This window comes from Streptomyces sp. MGP-P1 (genome assembly GCF_057766565.1).
In genome coordinates this window covers 160048-176677 of sequence record NZ_JBYMEM010000007.1, presented here as the reverse complement: position 1 = coordinate 176677, position 16630 = coordinate 160048, and the positions used below count along the sequence as shown (strand labels likewise).

Here is a 16630-nt window from a genome sequence, read left to right as displayed (position 1 = left end):
TCCCGAGCGAGGACCTGACCACCAAGGAAGAGAGACGCTTCCCCATGGCTACCCAGCACGATATCGCCCTCACCCGCGCCCTGGCAGAGATTCCCGGACCACTGCCGTCCTCCGGCGTCATCCACGTCGCGATCCCGCACGCGAGCCGCTTCACGGTCGTCGGCAACTACCTCGCGCAGCACGCCGAGCTCTCCCTCGCCGCGATCGGGATCGGCGTTCACATCCAGTCGCTGCCCGCCGGGTCCCGCGTCGGCATCAAGGCGCTCACGGCCCGCTTCGCCGAGGGCGAGACCACGATCGCCGTCGCCCTGCGCGAGTTGGAGACACACGGTTATCTGTACCGGACCCGCGAGAGGCTGGCGAACGGCCGGATGGTGACCCGCACGGTGTTCTGCAACCAGCCGGGGGCATTGCTGCGGGGCCGGGCAGAGGCGCCAGGGCCGGTCGTGACGCCGGGGGTCCCCGCTCCTGCGCCCATGCCCCCACCCGCACCCGCCCCCGAGCCCGCGCCCGAGCCCGCCCCCGTACCGGAGGACGTACCCCCGCCGGTCCGCGTACCGTCGCGCATCGGGTCCAAGCCCCCGCGCCGGCCGCTCCCGCAGCCCGGCGAGCTGACCCCTGAGCTGCGCCGGGCCGCGTCCGCACTCCTCGCCGACCTCCGGCGTCACGCGCCGGAGCTGGTGCTCTCCGAGGACGACGTCGAGGAGCTGGTCCCCGGCGCTGCCGCCTGGCTGGAGCGCGGCGCGCACCCCGATGCCATCCGCCACGCTCTGACGACCGAGCTCCCGCAGCCGCCCAAGTACCCGGCGAAGATCGTCAGACACCGCCTCACCGTGCTCCTGCCACCGCCGCTCCCGGGAGCCGCCGAGCTGGCCCCGGTCCACCGGACGCCCGTCACCCCTTTCCAGACCTGCGAGGGCTGCGACCGCGCCTTCCGCTCCCCGGCCCCCGGTCACTGCCGCGACTGCCGGGCCCAGTACTGGGAGGCGGCGTAGGCCCGCGCGCCGACCGTCACGCGGTGGGCGCGCGGTCGGGCGTCGCCGCTATGCCTGGCGACGGCATCCTGCGAGGAGCGTCGCGACCATGCGCCCGGCATCGGCCCGGTCGTAGTCGGGGCCGGTGATGCAGAGGTTTCCGATGGCGCGCATGAGCGTGTAGGCGGTGACGTCCGGGGCGGTCTCCTCGGCGGCGACGCACGCGTCGAGCAGCGTCGCGCAGGCCGGGACCAGGGTGTCGAGCATGAGGGCGTGGAGGTTCTCCAGCCCCGGGTCGCCGGATCCCAGGGCTGCGCCGAGGCCGTGCTTCGTCACCAGGAACTCGACGAAAGCGTCCGCCCAGCCGGTCAGGGCGGTGAACGGCGAGGCTGATTCCTCCAGGAGGCGGGGCGCGAGTGCGGCGCAGGTGTCGATCTGGTGCCGGTAGACCGCGGTGACGAGGTCCGCCCGGGTCGGGAAGTTCCGGTAGATCGTGCCGACGCCGACGCCGGCGCGTTCGGCGATGTCGCGGATGGGGGCCTGGACGCCCTGGTCCACGAAGACCGCCGCAGCGGCCGCCAGGACACCGTCGCGGGTGCGCTGCGCCTGCGCCTGGCGTACTCCGACCGACTCCGGCACGAGGCCCTCCCTTTACTCGCGGAACAATGTTCCGCTAAGTTGGCGGAACGGTGCTCCGCCAAAGTATGGCAGAGCGAGCCCGTGGAGAAAGCACAGGTCCCCCATGCCTTCCAGCCACATCGGCACAGCCCTCGACCTCGCTCGCGACCTCGATCTCGACCGCGACCTCGACCGCGATCAGCGGATCGTCGCGGTCAAGCCCATCCCCGTTCCCGCGCCCGGCCGCGGCCTCGATCTCCAGGTGAAGGTCACCGCTCCGGTGTCGGGCCACAACCTTCCCGTCATCGTGTTCTCCCACGGCAACGCCTGGTCCATGGACGGATACGAACCCCTCGTAGACCGGTGGGCGGCCGCCGGATTCGTCGTCGTACAACCCACCCACCTGGACTCCCGCCGCAACGGCATCGGGTGGGACGATCCGCGCTTCGCCACCGTCTGGCGCGTCCGGATCGCCGACCTCCACGCGGTCCTCGACGGCCTCGGCGACATCCTCGTCCGGGCCGGCGGTCTGGAGACCCGCGTGGACCGTGAGCGCATCGCGGTCGTCGGGCACTCCTGGGGCGCGCAGACCGCCGGGGCGGTCCTCGGCGCGCGCGTGCTCGACGCCGACGGTATTCCCGGAGAGGACTTCTCCCACTCCGCCGTCTCGGCCGGCGCGCTGATCGCCGCGACCGGGACCGGCGACACCCTCACCCCGTTCGCGACCGAGCACCTTCCGTTCATGAGGCCGGACTACTCCACCATGACCACCCCGGCCCTGGTCGTCGCGGGCGGCAAGGACCGGTCCCAGCTCTCCACCCGGGGGCCGGACTGGTTCACCGACGCCTACCACCTCAGCCCGTCCCCGAAGAGCCTGCTCACCATCGCCGAGGGCGAGCACACCCTGGGCGGCCTCGCCGGCGAGGCGGTCGCCGAGACCACCGACGAGGACCCCGCCCGCGTCGCCCTCGTCGCCGACGCGGTCTCCGCCTACCTCCTCGACGCCCTCAAGCTCGACGACGCCGCGTGGGCGGCCCTCGACAACGCCGCTGCGGCCGGCGAGGGCACGTGGAGCGTCGTCGGCAAGTGAAACGGGGGACGGCCCGCTGCCGTCCCGCCGCTCCCCCGCGTCCGCTGATCGCCCATGCCGCGCCGCCTCCTACGCTCCGCCGCGCGCCAGCAACGCCACGTGCGGCAGCGCCAACAGACCGTCTGCCGTCAGGAATTCGGCGCACACCTCGTCGTACGTTCGCCGGGCCGCCGCCACCCCCTCCGCTCCCCCGCTGTCGAGGATCTGGCCGATCGCGCCGATCCCCCGTTCCGCCCCCGCCCACCAGGTGTCCGGGTCACAGCGGTGCTCCCACGCGACCTCGGAGCACTCCGCGCCGAGAAGCCCGGCCCCGTCGAGGAGGGCGGCGAGACCTTCGCGCGTACGGGGGAAGTCGTCCTCGGGGGCGAGCGCGGGGAGCCAGTCGGGGCGGGTGAGCCCGGCCGCCTGTACCGCGCGGCCGATCAGCGCCTGGCCGGGGGCGCCGGGAGCACGCCAAACGGTGACCGCGACCCGGCCGCCGGGGCGGGCGATCCGGCGCAGTTCGCTCAGCGCCTCGCGCGGGCGGCCCACGTGGTTGAGCACGAAGTTGCCGACGACCGCGTCGAACGTGTCGTCCGCGTAGGGAAGTTCGGGCAGCCGGGCCACGCGCGCCTCGGCTTCCGGGACCGCCCGGCGGGTCGCCTCCACCATGCCCGGCTCGGCGTCGACGGCGTGCACCGTCGCACCGCGCCCGGCGGCGAGAACGCTGATGGTGCCGCTGCCGCAGCCCACGTCGAGGACGCGGCTGCCGGGTCCGGCCCCGGTGGTGTCGAGGAGGGCCGCCGCCGGGTGGGCGCAGAGCCGGGCGTAGGTGCGGGCGTACGCCTCGGCCTTGCCGGACCAGATGCGCCGCTCGGCATGGTCGAAGGGGGTGGCCGCCCCGGTCACACCCGTCATGGCACGATCCCTTTCGGTTCGAGTTCGGCGAAGTCCTCGTGGAGGGCGTCGAGATGGCGGCCCGTCGGCGCCCCGGCCGGGTTCAGCTCCGCCAGCCGCCAGCCGGGCAGCTGCGCCTCGACCTCCGCCGGGAGCGACCCGTCCGCCGGGTCCGCCAGGGCGTACAGCACCCCGAACGCGGTCTCCCTGGCGACTTCGCGGGCCAGCGCGCCGAGATCCTCGGGGGTGAGCCCGGCCGCGAGGGCCCGGTCGACGGCGTCGGCCGCCGCCCCGTCGGTGCGGTAGGCGTCGACCCACCGCGGGGCCGCCGTGCCCCAGGCGTCGACGTCCTGCCACACCGTCCGCAGGAGGCGGTAGCGGGCGAGCTGCGGCAGCCCCTCCTCGGCCTCCGACTCGGCCCAGTCGCGGGCGTCGCCATCCGCCCCCAGGGCGGCGAAGAGGGCGGTCAGCCGGTCGAGTTCGGTCATGGGGAGGGAGGCTACCGGCCGCGGCCGGGGTGTGGCCGGGGCCGGTGTTCGGTGGGGAGCCGGTGTTCAGTGAGGGCCGGTGTTCCGTGCGAGGCCGATGAGTTTTCGTGGGGTGCGCGGTCTGTACTTCCGGAAGACTGAGAGGCGACGCCGGGCACCGACCGGGGCCGGCCACGACACAGCCAGGAGATCTGATGCGCACCCTGATCAGCACCGCCTTCGTTTCGCTCGACGGCGTCATGGAGGCCCCTGGCGGCGAGCCCGGCTACCGGAACTCGGGGTGGACGTTCAAGGACGTGGAGTTCCTGCCGGAGGCGTACGAGCTCAAGAGCCGGGAGCAGGACGAGGCCACCGCCCTGCTGATGGGCCGGGCGAGCTACGAGGCGTTCAGCCCCGTGTGGCCGGGCATGGAGGAGTTCACGGGGTACAAGGCGATGCCGAAGTACGTCGTCTCCACCAAACTGACCGACGGCGACCTGGTGTCCGACTGGGGCGAGACCACGATCCTGCGGTCACTCGACGAGGTGGCCGCTCTGAAGGAGACCGAGGGCGGCCCGATCATCGTCCACGGCAGCACCGAGCTGAACCGGAACCTCGCGGACGCCGACCTCATCGACCGTTACCACCTGCTCGTCTTCCCGCTCCTGCTCGGCGCGGGCAAGCGCCTGTTCAGCGCGACGGACAAGGACGCGCAGAAGCTGAAGCTGGTCGAGCACGAGACGTACGCCAACGGCATCCAGAAGAACGTCTTCGAGGTCGTCCGCTGACGCCCCCGGGGGCGCGCCCAGCGCCCTGCCGAACGGGCACCCGGGCCCAGCCCGGCCGGTCAGGTCAGCCCGCGCGCACCCCTCGCAGGACGGTCTTCGCCACCTCTGTGGGCATGACACCCGTCGTGTCGATCTCCCGGGCCTCCCGGCGGAGCCACGGCAGGGCCCGCTCGTAGTCGGACAGATGGTCCAGGCGCCACTGCCGGGCCCCGGCGCTCTCGGGCTTGCTGTCGGTCTCGATACGTTCGACGAGCGTGTCCCGGTCCGTGTGCAGCAGGACGTGGTGCAGGGGGATGCCGGCCCGGGTCAGACCGTCGTGGATCTCCTGCCAGTACGACTCGACCAGAACCGTCTGCGTGACCACCAGCGTTCCGCCCACGTGATCGAGCACCTGCCGTGCGGTCTCCACCACCAGGCCCCGCCAGGGCGGGAAGTCCTGGAAGTCCTTCTCCGGCACGCCGAGCACGTGCCAGAGCATCTCGCCGACCTTCTCGGTGTCGAACAGCCGGGAGTCCGGAAGGAGCGAGGTCACCACCTTCGCGGTGGTGGTCTTGCCCGCGCCGAAGGTTCCGTTCAGCCAGATGATCATCGCTCCACCCTAGGCGCGGCCGAGCCCTGGGCCGGACTCGACCGTTCTCTATAGGTTCGGACACACCCGTCGTGAGGACGGGCCCGGACCTACGACGCATCAGGGAGCCCACATGGCAACCATCCACCGCACCACCATGACGCCCACCAAGCTGGAGCTGCTCTCCGGCTGGCTGCCGAAGCAGAGTTGGTACGCGGGCTCCGGGAAGACGCCGGACCTGGTCAAGGCCGGCGGGTTCCGTCTGGACGATCCGGAAGGGGAGGTCGGGATCGAGTTCATGGTCGTGGCGGACACGGCCGGGCAGGAGCCGGTGGCGTATCTGGTGCCGCTGGGCTACCGCGGCGCGGCGCTGGAGGGCGTCCCCGACGAGGCGCTCATCGGCACCTCCGAGCACGGGGTGCTCGGCACCCGGTGGATCTACGACGGGGCCCACGACCCGGTGGTACTGGCGCTGTTGCGCGCCCTTTTGCGCGGCGAGGCGAAGCCGCAGCAGCAGAACGTGAGCGACACCCCCGACCCGACCGTCACCGTGCACGGGCCCGGCCCCGGCCAGGGGACCGATGTCCGGATCCACCGCGTCCTGCGGGCGACGGAAGCCGAGCAGGGGTCTGAGGGAAGCCTCGTCGCCGGCTGGACCTTGCCGGACGGGACGGCCGTACGGGGAGAGCTGGCGGCCGTCGCGCCGCGGTAGCGTCCGATACTCCGCGATGGGCGAAGCCCATGCGAAAGGCCCCCGGCACTGCGCCGGGGGCCGTCGGCAGCGGGCGTTACGGCAGGTTGCGCGCCATCACGATCCGCTGAACCTGATTCGTGCCCTCGTAGATCTGGGTGCTCTACGGCATACATCGACCTGACCTGCCAACACACTGAAAGTGAGGGGGCCGCCCAGGTTTCCCCCAGGATCAGTCCAGAAGCGGTGCTCTCACGCACGAGGAACGTGACCAAACTGGCGCTCACGCTGGGGAAGCCGAGTACCTTTCGACGCTGGCCCGTCCGGTGGAGCGGTCGAGTAGGCGCAGCTCCCAGGGCCCACTGTTCACGTCGAAGTCCTTCCCGAACCCCACCCACTTGCCTGCCATACGGCGACCCGTCGGCTCGATCAGTAGCTGAACAGCACCGTGGTAGCGGGCACCGTGGTAGTAGCCGTCCAACGCCGTCTGTTCCGTCCACGTGCCTGTGATGATGTTCCGGTCCACGGTCAGGTCCAAAGACAGGGGGCTGTCCGGGTTGGTCGACGCCCCGGGCAGGCTCTGAGCTGTCAGCCTGTTGCCGTGCTGGACGATGACGACATGGTGCTTGCAGTCGAAAGTCTCGTCACGGCTGGACGAGTAGAACTCGTACCGAGACAGCCAGATACCTGCGTACTCTCCCTGCGTCTCCGGCTCCGGACTTGTGACGGCACTGGTCGTGCCGACTTCCCCAGCTTCCATATCGTGGCCTCCTGCGCCGTCTGAGTGGACGCGTGTCATGGGGATCGCAAAGCCTAGTGACTCGGGAGCGCGGCCAGTGAACTGTTTTAGCGCTCTCGCGTACAGCGGGCGGCACGTCCTGGTCATCCCGGACTCCCAACGCTGCACAAGTCGCTTGGAGGCATCGTTCGGTTCGCCCAGCTCTTCCCCCACCCCACGTAATCCCTGGGCGAACTCGTCTTGGCTGAGATTCATCGACTTGCGTACGGAGGCCAGGACGTCGTTGGGAACTCGCTCGCGCTCGGCCGTAGTCGTCATGGTCCGAGGCTAGCGACGCGGGACCTTCAATGACACCGGTTTGACGCCCTCGGAACGACGTCGAGATGACGCCGGAGGGTCGTCTCGAACGTCGCCGCAATGGTCGAGGTTAATCCGGAGCATGGTCGACATGTCCATCCGCATCAGCGCCTACAAGGTGAGAGCCGACGGTACGCAGACCGAGTCGCGAACCCTGTACGAGGGTGAGGGCGGAGCGCCCCTCGCGACTGGCGTTATGCCCCCGTGCCTGTACCCGAGGTGCAGAGGCGGGCGGCATGAACGGAGCACGTCGGACATCCAACTACGTGGAGGTAGGCCAGCATGAGTACGGCAGTAGTGATCAGCGACCCGAAGACGTACGTCACGCCGGAGGTGTGGGAGCGGGAGGTTACCCTCCTCCTCCGGAACCCGGAGAACACCCGCGAACTCGCGGAGGCCAAGTTCGGGCAGGCCATCGCCTACCTGGTCACGTGCGGCGAGAACCCGGACCTTCTCATGGGTCCGTCCGAGCAGGTGGACGAGGCGTGGCACTCGTTCATGCTCGACTCGATCCCCTATCACCACTTCACCAACCGGCACTTCGGCCGGTACATCCACCACGTTCCCGAGCTTCCGGGAACGAGGGCCGGGGTCCAATGTCTCAGCGACGACGAGGCGACGCGGGACGGGCACGACTCCAGGACCGGCGGCCCGCTGGTCCTGGAGCAGACGATCAAGGCGATCAAGGCGGCCGGGTTCGAGATCGACCCCGACCTGTGGGGCATCGAGAGTGCAGCCGACTGCAACCAGTGCCACGCCGGGTGCCACGACTCACCCAAGTAGAACTGCATAGCCGTTGAGTTGGGGCCTACCCCGTACGTTGGGAGTAGGCCCCTTCTGCTGGAAAGGATCACCGCATGTCATTGGCTGAGTCCTGGGACAAATACGCGGTCGGAAGCAAGCCGCGCAGGGCAGTGAACGCCACGGGCGATACGACGTGGCTGAACTGGACTCAGTACGCCGATCACGGACCGAACGAGAGCGTTCTAGGATCCGTCGCCGGACGTCGGGTGCTGGAACTCGGCTCAGGCAGCGGGAGCAACCTGGCGCACCTGGTCACGCTCGGTGCGACGGGCTTGGGAGTGGACGTTGCACCTGCCCGCGCAACGGTCGCGAAGGAGCGTTGGGCTGGCCTGGCCGGTCTTGAGTTTCGCACCGCAGAGGTGACGGCATTTTTGACCGAGACGGACGAGACGTTTGACGTCGTGCTCTCAATCTTTGGTGCCGTGTGGTTCGTCGATCCGCGAACCCTGCTACCGCTGATCCGATCACGCATGTTTTCGGGCGGCACTCTCGCGTTCTCCCACCTCCCCGCCGGAATCCAAGACGTAAAACCAGGCGGGGCAGGGTTGCGGCACAATCACAGCCTCGACGCATGGGAGCGTCTGCTCACAAGCCACGGATTCACGGCAGTGTCAGCATCGCTTATCGATCCGCCGCAGGACAGGACCGTGGGCACGATGCTCGTACGCGCGCTGGCACGCTGACCGCGCGCGTACGGCAACACTGACCAACGAATGAACGCCCCTGCCATTCTCGGCATGGGCGTTCATTTGCTTTGTTCGGGTGATCAGAGGAGCGCGTGGAAGGTATGGAAACCTCTGGCCGGTTCCGGCTGCTTCACTGGCATCGGCTCCGGTGACTGCTTCGGTGCTGTTCTGTAAGTGTCGATCAGTACGACCGTGGCGCGCTTCTCATCACGCTCCGGGTCAGCCGGCCGCGACAGAGGGCTACGGGAAACGTCGCATCGGTTCTGCTTACGGTCCGCGCTGGCCGGCTGGGGCACAGCGTGAGCGGAACTGCCGTCGTCGAGTGTGAAGACGGTGGAGGGTCGGCCTGTCTTCCCCGACCGTTCCACGGTCACCGTGATGCCGGGAAGCACCTTGACCTCACCGGCGGTGGCTCCCACGTACGGGAGTACCTGTGAGGACGTGGCCCTGCCTCCGTGCAGTTCGATGCGGGCCCGGACCTTGTCCTCAAGGCTGAGGGGCTGACGGTTCGCCTTCGGAGACGTGGCCCCCTCGGTAATGCGAACAAGGAGCAGGAGCTAGACGCCGGGACCTACCTGGACGACAGGTTGGGCAGGCAGCCCGTTACAGCGGTCCGGGAACAGTGGGCCAATCAAAGGAAGTTGGATAACAGCACCAAGAAGCAGTACCGCTCGATTCAGAAAACGACCCTGGAACCGTTCTTCAAAGCTCGCTCCATCGTGTCCTTGAAGGTCGCAGACATCGAACAATGGTTGCTGTGGATGGACCAGGACCGGAAGCTGTCGGCCCGGACCCGGCGGCAGCGGTTCTCGTTCTTCTCCGGGATGATGGATTGGGCCGTAGTCAACGAGATCATCGGGCGCAATCCGTGCAAGAAGATCAGGCACGCAGGCAGCCGCGCCAAGGAAGTACGCGAGCACAAGAGCAACGCCCGGCGGCTGACGACTCGGGAAGTGCTGGCCATGCTGAACGGGGCCCCGCCCCGGTATCGGGCGATGCTCTGGCTCATGGCGGGATGCGGTCTCCGGATCGGCGAGGCCATGGCGGTCTCACGCGATCAGATCGACTTCCAGGCCGAGGTCCTACGCGTCCCGGCTGCTCTATGCGGGCGTCCCTGAGAACGACGTGGCCGACTGGGTGGGGCACAGCAGCACGGACGTGCTCCGCGAGCACTATCACTACCTCTTCGAGGGTGCCGAGCAGAGAGGCCGCGCAGCCATCGCCACCATGCTGACCCCCGATGCGGACGACCCCACGGAGCGAGACGAAGTCGCCTGACCCAGCCCATACGAAAGGCCCCCGGCATCACGCCGGGGGCCTTGTCGTTCATGCAGGTCAGCACCCGTTCCGGGGCCAGTGTCCGCCCAGGGTTCCCCCAGCATGACGCCCAGGAGAGGCACGGAACGGACCCGAACGGGCCGGAACCCGATCACCGCTCCGGTATCACCGGAAAAGCGGTTGACCTGCGAGAACCCTGCTACGGCAGGTTGCGCGCCATCACGATGCGCTGGACCTGGTTCGTGCCCTCGTAGATCTGGGTGATCTTGGCGTCGCGCATCATGCGCTCCACCGGGTAGTCCCGCGTGTAGCCGTAGCCGCCGAGCAGCTGGACGGCGTCCGTGGTGACCTCCATGGCGACGTCGGAGGCGAAGCACTTGGCCGCGGCGCCGAAGAACGTGAGGTCGCCGTCGACGCGCTGGGACTTGGCGGCGGCCGAGTAGGTGAGCTGACGGGCCGCCTCCAGCTTCATCGCCATGTCGGCGAGCATGAACTGGATGCCCTGGAAGTCCGCGATCGGCTTGCCGAACTGCTTGCGCTCCTGGACGTACCCCTTGGCGTAGTCCAGCGCGCCCTGGGCGATGCCGAGGGCCTGGGCCGCGATGGTGATGCGGGTGTGGTCCAGGGTCTTCATCGCGGTGGCGAAGCCGGTGCCCTCCTCGCCGATCATCCGGTCGGCGGGGATGCGCACGTTGTCGAAGTAGACCTCGCGGGTCGGAGAGCCCTTGATGCCGAGCTTCTTCTCCGGGGCGCCGAAGGAGACGCCCTCGTCGGACTTCTCGACGACGAACGCGGAGATGCCCTTGGAGCGCTTGGTCGGGTCCGTGACGGCCATGACCGTGTAGTACTCGGAGACGCCCGCGTTGGTGATCCAGCGCTTCACGCCGTTGAGGACCCAGAAGTCGCCGTCGCGCACGGCCTTCGTCTTCATGCCCGCCGCGTCCGAGCCGGCGTCCGGCTCGGAGAGGGCGTACGAGAACATCGCGTCGCCCTTGGCGAGCGGGACCAGGTACTTGCGCTTCAGCTCCTCGGAGCCGGAGAGGATCACCGGGAGCGAGCCGAGCTTGTTGACGGCCGGGATCAGTGAGGAGGAGGCGCAGGCGCGGGCCACCTCCTCGATCACGATGACCGTGGCGAGCGCGTCGGCGCCGGCGCCGCCGTACTCCTCCGGGACGTGGACGGCGTGCAGGTCCGAGGCGACCAGGGCGTCCAGCGCCTCCTGCGGGAAGCGGCTCTCCTCGTCGACCGCGGCGGCGAAGGGGGCGATCTTCGTCTCGGCGAGCGCGCGGATGGTCTCGCGGAGCATGTCGTGCTCCTCGGCCGGACGGTACAGGTCGAAATCGGTCGAACCCGCCAAGACGCTCACTCCCCAGATGCTAACTACCGTTAAGTAACTCAATTTTAGTGCGCCTACCGCCGGACGGCATACGTGCCGTGCACGTGAGCTTCCCGACATGGGTGGGACATATGCGATGCAGTGGACAGCTGGAGCGGTGAATTCCGGCCTTCCGCTGCCCGACTATGCTCGGTCCGCACGTCCGTCCGCATCTCCCAGGAGCACTCCATGGCCCTCAGGATCACCGTGATCGGCACCGGCTATCTCGGCGCCACCCATGCCGCGGCCATGGCCGAGCTGGGCTTCGAGGTCCTGGGGCTCGACGTCGTGCCGGAGAAGATCGAGTTGCTCTCCACCGGCCGCGTGCCGATGTACGAGCCGGGTCTCGAGGAGATGCTCCAGCGGCACGTCGCCGGCATCGAGGGATCCACGGGGCGGCTGCGCTTCACCACCTCCTGGGAGGAGGTCGGGGAGTTCGGCGACGTCCACTTCGTCTGTGTGAACACCCCGCAGAAGCACGGCGAGTACGCCTGCGACATGAGCTACGTCGACAGCGCCTTCGACTCGCTGGCCCCGCACCTGACCCGGCCCGCCCTGGTCGTCGGCAAGTCGACCGTCCCGGTGGGCTCCGCCGCCCGCCTCGCCGCCCGCCTCGCCCAGCTCGCTCCGGCGGGCGCCAACGCCGAGCTGGCCTGGAACCCGGAGTTCCTCCGCGAGGGCTTCGCCGTGAAGGACACCCTGCACCCCGACCGGATCGTCGTCGGCGTCACGAGCGAGGGGGCCGAGAAGCTGCTGCGCGAGGTGTACGCCGGGCCCGTCGCCGAGGGCTCGCCGTTCGTGGTGACCGACTTCCCGACCGCCGAGCTGGTGAAGACCTCCGCCAACTCCTTCCTGGCCACCAAGATCTCCTTCATCAACGCGATGGCCGAGGTGTGCGAGGCCGCCGACGGGGACGTCGTGAAGCTCGCGGAGGCCATCGGGCACGACGACCGCATCGGGAAGAAGTTCCTGCGGGCCGGGATCGGCTTCGGCGGCGGCTGCCTGCCCAAGGACATCCGCGCCTTCATGGCGCGCGCCGGCGAGCTGGGCGCGGACCAGGCCCTCACCTTCCTCCGCGAGGTCGACTCCATCAACATGCGCCGCCGCGGCCACATGGTGGAGCTGGCCCGGGAGGCGGTGGGCGGCGACTCGTTCCTCGGCAAGCGGGTGGCGGTGCTGGGCGCGGCGTTCAAGCCCGACTCCGACGACGTACGCGACTCCCCCGCGCTCAACGTCGCCGGGCAGATCCACCTCCAGGGCGGCCAGGTGACCGTGTTCGACCCGAAGGGGATGGACAACGCCCGCCGCCTGTTCCCGACGCTCGGCTACGCGGACTCCGCACTGGAGGCGGTGCGCGGGGCGGACGTGGTGCTGCACCTGACGGAGTGGCGCGAGTTCCGCGAGCTGGACCCGGTGGAGCTGGGCGAGGTGGCCGCCCGCCGGATCATCCTGGACGGCCGCAACGCCCTGGACAGCGCGGTGTGGCGCGAGGCCGGGTGGACGTACCGGGCGATGGGCCGCCCGAAGGCCTAGGCCGGGTTTCGAAAGTAGCGAAGCTACCAGGGCGGGACTGTCGAAACCCGCCCCAGTAGCTTCGCCGTGAGGGCGAGCGTTTCGGGTGCTCACCCTCACGGCCGCTGGGCGCGGAGACCTCCCGGCGTCAGCCGAGCGGGCCGTCCAGCTCCGCGATCGTCGCGTGGGACGGGCCGCGCCGGCTCTGCTCGTCGCGGGCCACGGCCTCCGCGTCGCGCAGCACCCGTACGGTGTTGCGCCAGGTCAGCTTGGCGAGGTCGCCCTCGGACCACTTCCGCCGCAGCAGCTCCGCGATGAGGTTCGGGTAGCCGGAGACGTCCTCCAGGCCGCGCGGGGTGAACGCCGTGCCGTCGTAGTCGCCGCCGATGCCGATGTGGTCGACGCCCGCGACCGCGCGCATGTGGTCGAGGTGGTCCGCGATGGTCGAGACGGTGGCCTCGGGGCGCGGGTTGGACGCCTCGAAGTCCTCGTGCACGCGCATCGCGGTCGGGGTGGTGTCGAGGTGGTGCAGTCCGTGCTCGCGCATGTTGCGGTCCGCGGCCAGGGTCCAGGCGACCGCCTCGGGCAGCACGAACTTCGGGACGAAGGTCGCCATCGCGACGCCGCCGTTGGCCGGGAGGGCCGCGAGCACGTCGTCGGGGATGTTGCGCGGGTGGTCGCAGACGGCGCGGGCCGAGGAGTGCGAGAAGATCACCGGCGCGGTGCTGGTGGCGAGCGCGTCGCGCATGACGCCGTCCGCGACGTGGCTGAGGTCGACCAGCATGCCGACGCGGTTCATCTCGCGGACGACCTCGTGGCCGAAGGCGGAGAGGCCGCCGAGGCGCGGCAGGTCCGTCGCGCTGTCGGCCCAGTCGATGTTGTCGTTGTGGGTGAGCGTCATGTAGCGGACGCCCAGGTCGTACAGGGCGCGCAGGGTGCCCAGCGAGTTGTTGACGGAGTGGCCGCCCTCGGCCCCCATCAGGGAGGCGATCCGGCCCTCGGCGCGGGCCTTCTCCAGGTCGTCGGCGGTGAGCGCGCGGCGCAGGTGCGTCGGGTAGCGGGCGATCAGCTCGCCGACGACGTCGATCTGTTCCAGGGTGGCGCTGACGGCCGCGTCGCCGGTCAGGTCGGTGCGGACGTACACCGACCAGAACTGGCCGCCGACCCCGCCGGCCCGCAGCCGGTTCAGGTCGGTGTGGAGCAGGCCGCGCTGGTCGGCGGCGATGTCCCGGGCGTCGAGGTCGTAGCCGACCTGTTCGCGCAGGGCCCAGGGGAGGTCGTTGTGGCCGTCGACGACGGGGTGGACGGCGAGGATCTCGCGGGCCCGCCGCAGGTAGGCGTCGTTCATGTGCCGCCCCCTACTTTCCGAAGCCGAAGGAGTCCGCGCCCTGGACCTTGGCGCGCAGACGTTTGCCCTTCTCGGTGGCCTGGTCGTTCAGCTCCTGCTGGAACTCGCGCATCCGCTCCTGGAGCGCGGGGTCGTGCGCGGCGAGGATCCGCGCGGCCAGCAGGCCCGCGTTGCGCGCGCCGCCGACCGAGACGGTGGCGACGGGCACCCCGGCGGGCATCTGGACGATGGAGAGCAGACTGTCCATGCCGTCCAGGTACTTCAGCGGCACCGGAACGCCGATGACCGGCAGCGGGGTGACCGAGGCCAGCATGCCGGGCAGGTGGGCGGCCCCGCCCGCGCCCGCGACGATCGCCTTCAGACCGCGGCCCGCGGCCCGCTCGCCGTACGCGATCATCTCGTGCGGCATGCGGTGGGCGGAGACGACGTCGACCTCGTAGGGGATCTCGAACTCGTCGAGCGCCTTGGCGGCGGCCTCCATGACGGGCCAGTCGGAGTCCGAGCCCATGACGATGCCGACGAGAGGGGCGGCGGGGGATCCGGTGCCGGGGGAAGTCATTCGGTGATCGTTCCTCGCAGGTAGTCGGCCGCGTGCCGGGCGCGCTCCCGCACGTCCGCCAGGTCATCGCCGTAGGTGTTGACGTGTCCGACCTTGCGGCCGGGCTTCACGTCCTTGCCGTACATGTGGATCTTGAGCTGCGGGTCGCGGGCCATGCAGTGCAGATACGCCTGGTACATGTCCGGGTAGTCGCCGCCCAGGACGTTGCACATGACCGTCCAGGAGGCGCGCGGGCGCGGGTCGCCGAGGGGGAGGTCGAGGACCGCCCGCACGTGGTTGGCGAACTGGGAGGTGATCGCGCCGTCCATGGTCCAGTGGCCCGAGTTGTGCGGGCGCATCGCCAGCTCGTTGACCAGGATGCCGGGCTTCCCGTCCGGTCCGCGGGTCTCGAACAGCTCGACCGCGAGGTGTCCGACGACGCCCAGCTCGGCGGCGATGCGCAGCGCGAGCTGCTGGGCCTCGCCGGCCAGGGCCTCGTCCAGTTCGGGGGCGGGGGCGATCACCGTGTCGCAGACGCCGTCCACCTGGATGGACTCGACGACCGGGTAGGCGACGGCCTGGCCGTGCGGCGAGCGGACGATGTTCGCCGCCAGCTCCCGTACGAAGTCGACCTTCTCCTCCGCGAGGACCGGGACCCCGGCGCGGAACGGGTCGGCGGCGTCCGCCTCGGAGCGGACCACCCACACGCCCTTGCCGTCGTAGCCGCCGCGCACGGTCTTGAGGATGACGGGGAAGCCCCCGACCTCCTCCGCGAACGCGGCGGCGTCGGCCGGGTCGCTCACGATGCGGTGGCGGGGGCACGGGGCGCCGATCTCCAGGAGCTTGGCGCGCATCACCCCCTTGTCCTGGGCGTGCACCAGGGCATCGGGGCCGGGGCGCACGGGGATGCCGTCCGCCTCCAGGGCCCGCAGATGCTCGGTCGGCACGTGCTCGTGATCGAAGGTGATCACGTCGCAGCCGCGCGCGAAGGCGCGCAGCGTGTCCAGGTCGCGATAGTCGCCGATGACGACCTCGCTCACCACCTGGGCCGCCGAATCCTGGGGGGTGTCACTGAGCAGCTTGAATTTCAGGCCGAGGGGGATACCCGCCTCGTGGGTCATGCGGGCGAGCTGACCGCCGCCGACCATGCCGACTACCGGGAACGTCACGTCCTCAAGGATATCCGCCACGCCGGTGCTTCCCGGACGGCCGTACGGATGCCGTGCGGCCACGACCCCCGCGGACTCAGGGGCGTCACACGGGTGGGCTGGTTAGCATGGCGGAGTTGACGTGCTTGCGTCGACACGTCTTCCAGACGCCTTCCGACGGACGGGACCAGCGATCACCATGAGCGAACGGGGCGCACTGCGGACCCGGCTTGAGCTGCTGGCCCGGGAGGTCGCCAAGTTCGGCGCGGTCGGCGCTTTCGGCCTGCTGGTCAACATCGCGGTCTTCAACCTGCTGCGGCACACGACGGACCTCCAGGTGGTCCGGGCGAGCGTGGTGGCGACGTTCGTCGCGATCCTCTTCAACTACGTGGGCTTCCGCTACTGGACCTACCGGGACCGCGACAAGACCGGCCGGACCCGTGAGCTGGCCCTCTTCCTTCTGTTCAGTGCGGTGGGCGCGGTGATCGAGACGGGCGTGCTGTACCTGGCGACGTACGGCTTCGGCTGGAACACCCCGGTCCAGAGCAATGTCTTCAAGATCGTCGGCATCGGGGTCGCGACCCTGTTCCGCTTCTGGTCCTACCGGACCTGGGTCTTCAAGACCCTGCCCGCCAAGGAGGCCGTGCTCAACGCGGAACGGTTTCTGGAGCAGCGCAGGCCGGCGGAGGAGCGGGTAACGCCCGACGCCGTACGGAACTGACCCACGGCACACCCACACGCAACCGACCCGGGCCCGACCCCGTACGGAACTG

The 16630-nt window shown here is 69.9% G+C and carries 19 protein-coding genes; 10 read left to right on the top strand and 9 right to left on the bottom strand.

Going from position 1 to position 16630, the window contains the following annotated elements; genetic code table 11:
* Positions 1-44 precede the first annotated feature (44 nt).
* The gene (locus AC3CH1_RS22570) at positions 45-995 is read left to right on the top strand and encodes a hypothetical protein (protein ID WP_488464597.1); all 951 of its coding nucleotides are present in this window, start codon (positions 45-47) and stop codon (positions 993-995) included.
* Between the two features lie 48 nt (positions 996-1043).
* On the opposite strand, the gene AC3CH1_RS22565 is transcribed toward AC3CH1_RS22570, so the two are convergent.
* Entirely contained in the window at positions 1044-1613 is a 570-nt protein-coding gene (locus AC3CH1_RS22565; RefSeq protein WP_488464596.1) for a TetR/AcrR family transcriptional regulator, read from the bottom strand.
* 103 nt (positions 1614-1716) lie between these two features.
* On the opposite strand from AC3CH1_RS22565, the gene AC3CH1_RS22560 reads away from it, so the two are divergent.
* Complete coding sequence (locus tag AC3CH1_RS22560) at positions 1717-2682, top strand: alpha/beta hydrolase family protein (RefSeq protein WP_488464595.1); 966 nt, start codon at positions 1717-1719, stop codon at positions 2680-2682.
* 69 nt (positions 2683-2751) lie between these two features.
* Here AC3CH1_RS22560 and AC3CH1_RS22555 read toward each other — a convergent pair whose 3' ends face one another.
* Both AC3CH1_RS22555 and AC3CH1_RS22550 read right to left on the bottom strand, forming a co-directional pair.
* Positions 2752-3579 (bottom strand): class I SAM-dependent methyltransferase, encoded by an 828-nt coding sequence (locus AC3CH1_RS22555; protein WP_488464594.1) that lies wholly within the window; start codon positions 3577-3579, stop codon positions 2752-2754.
* Complete coding sequence (locus AC3CH1_RS22550) at positions 3576-4046, bottom strand: hypothetical protein (protein WP_488464593.1); 471 nt, start codon at positions 4044-4046, stop codon at positions 3576-3578. The genes AC3CH1_RS22555 and AC3CH1_RS22550 overlap by 4 nt, the downstream gene beginning before the upstream one ends.
* A gap of 194 nt (positions 4047-4240) precedes the next feature.
* Here AC3CH1_RS22550 and AC3CH1_RS22545 point away from each other — a divergent pair, with 194 nt between their 5' ends.
* Entirely contained in the window at positions 4241-4813 is a 573-nt protein-coding gene (locus AC3CH1_RS22545) for a dihydrofolate reductase family protein (protein ID WP_488464592.1), read from the top strand.
* A gap of 64 nt (positions 4814-4877) precedes the next feature.
* Here AC3CH1_RS22545 and AC3CH1_RS22540 read toward each other — a convergent pair whose 3' ends face one another.
* Positions 4878-5402, bottom strand: a complete 525-nt coding sequence (locus tag AC3CH1_RS22540) for a P-loop nucleotide/nucleoside kinase family protein (RefSeq protein ID WP_488464591.1) — start codon at positions 5400-5402, stop codon at positions 4878-4880.
* Positions 5403-5514: 112 nt separating this feature from the next.
* On the opposite strand from AC3CH1_RS22540, the gene AC3CH1_RS22535 reads away from it, so the two are divergent.
* Entirely contained in the window at positions 5515-6093 is a 579-nt protein-coding gene (locus AC3CH1_RS22535; protein ID WP_488464590.1) for a maltokinase N-terminal cap-like domain-containing protein, read from the top strand.
* A gap of 262 nt (positions 6094-6355) precedes the next feature.
* Here AC3CH1_RS22535 and AC3CH1_RS22530 read toward each other — a convergent pair whose 3' ends face one another.
* Entirely contained in the window at positions 6356-7129 is a 774-nt protein-coding gene (locus AC3CH1_RS22530) for a helix-turn-helix domain-containing protein (protein ID WP_488464589.1), read from the bottom strand.
* Positions 7130-7450: 321 nt separating this feature from the next.
* Here AC3CH1_RS22530 and AC3CH1_RS22525 point away from each other — a divergent pair, with 321 nt between their 5' ends.
* The 4 genes from AC3CH1_RS22525 to AC3CH1_RS22510 all read left to right on the top strand — a co-directional run bounded on the left by AC3CH1_RS22525 (position 7451) and on the right by AC3CH1_RS22510 (position 9936).
* Positions 7451-7951, top strand: a complete 501-nt coding sequence (locus tag AC3CH1_RS22525; protein WP_488464588.1) for a glycine-rich domain-containing protein — start codon at positions 7451-7453, stop codon at positions 7949-7951.
* Positions 7952-8025: 74 nt separating this feature from the next.
* On the top strand, positions 8026-8655 hold the full coding sequence (locus tag AC3CH1_RS22520; RefSeq protein ID WP_488464587.1) for a class I SAM-dependent methyltransferase: 630 nt from the start codon (positions 8026-8028) through the stop codon (positions 8653-8655).
* 458 nt (positions 8656-9113) lie between these two features.
* On the top strand, positions 9114-9776 hold the full coding sequence (locus tag AC3CH1_RS22515) for a tyrosine-type recombinase/integrase (RefSeq protein ID WP_488464586.1): 663 nt from the start codon (positions 9114-9116) through the stop codon (positions 9774-9776).
* A 19-nt stretch (positions 9777-9795) separates the two neighbouring features.
* Positions 9796-9936 carry a hypothetical protein gene (locus tag AC3CH1_RS22510; protein ID WP_488464585.1) on the top strand — a complete coding sequence of 47 codons (141 nt, stop codon included), beginning with the start codon at positions 9796-9798 and terminating at the stop codon, positions 9934-9936.
* A gap of 199 nt (positions 9937-10135) precedes the next feature.
* Here the strand turns inward: AC3CH1_RS22510 and AC3CH1_RS22505 are convergent, their stop codons facing one another.
* A complete protein-coding gene (locus tag AC3CH1_RS22505; RefSeq protein ID WP_488466706.1) occupies positions 10136-11293 on the bottom strand; it encodes an acyl-CoA dehydrogenase in 1158 nt (385 codons plus the stop codon).
* Between the two features lie 207 nt (positions 11294-11500).
* On the opposite strand from AC3CH1_RS22505, the gene AC3CH1_RS22500 reads away from it, so the two are divergent.
* Positions 11501-12844 (top strand): UDP-glucose dehydrogenase family protein, encoded by a 1344-nt coding sequence (locus tag AC3CH1_RS22500; protein WP_488464584.1) that lies wholly within the window; start codon positions 11501-11503, stop codon positions 12842-12844.
* Positions 12845-12971: 127 nt separating this feature from the next.
* Here AC3CH1_RS22500 and AC3CH1_RS22495 read toward each other — a convergent pair whose 3' ends face one another.
* The 3 genes from AC3CH1_RS22495 to AC3CH1_RS22485 are packed head-to-tail and all read right to left on the bottom strand — an operon-like array spanning position 12972 to position 15878.
* Positions 12972-14171, bottom strand: a complete 1200-nt coding sequence (locus AC3CH1_RS22495) for a dipeptidase (RefSeq protein WP_488464583.1) — start codon at positions 14169-14171, stop codon at positions 12972-12974.
* Positions 14172-14181: 10 nt separating this feature from the next.
* Positions 14182-14730: a 5-(carboxyamino)imidazole ribonucleotide mutase gene (purE, locus tag AC3CH1_RS22490; protein WP_329156157.1), complete on the bottom strand. Its 549-nt coding sequence runs from the start codon at positions 14728-14730 to the stop codon at positions 14182-14184.
* Entirely contained in the window at positions 14727-15878 is a 1152-nt protein-coding gene (locus tag AC3CH1_RS22485; RefSeq protein ID WP_488464582.1) for a 5-(carboxyamino)imidazole ribonucleotide synthase, read from the bottom strand. Before AC3CH1_RS22485 ends, purE begins: the two co-directional genes overlap by 4 nt.
* Positions 15879-16056: 178 nt before the next feature.
* On the opposite strand from AC3CH1_RS22485, the gene AC3CH1_RS22480 reads away from it, so the two are divergent.
* Positions 16057-16578 (top strand): GtrA family protein, encoded by a 522-nt coding sequence (locus tag AC3CH1_RS22480; protein ID WP_488464581.1) that lies wholly within the window; start codon positions 16057-16059, stop codon positions 16576-16578.
* Positions 16579-16630 lie beyond the last annotated feature (52 nt).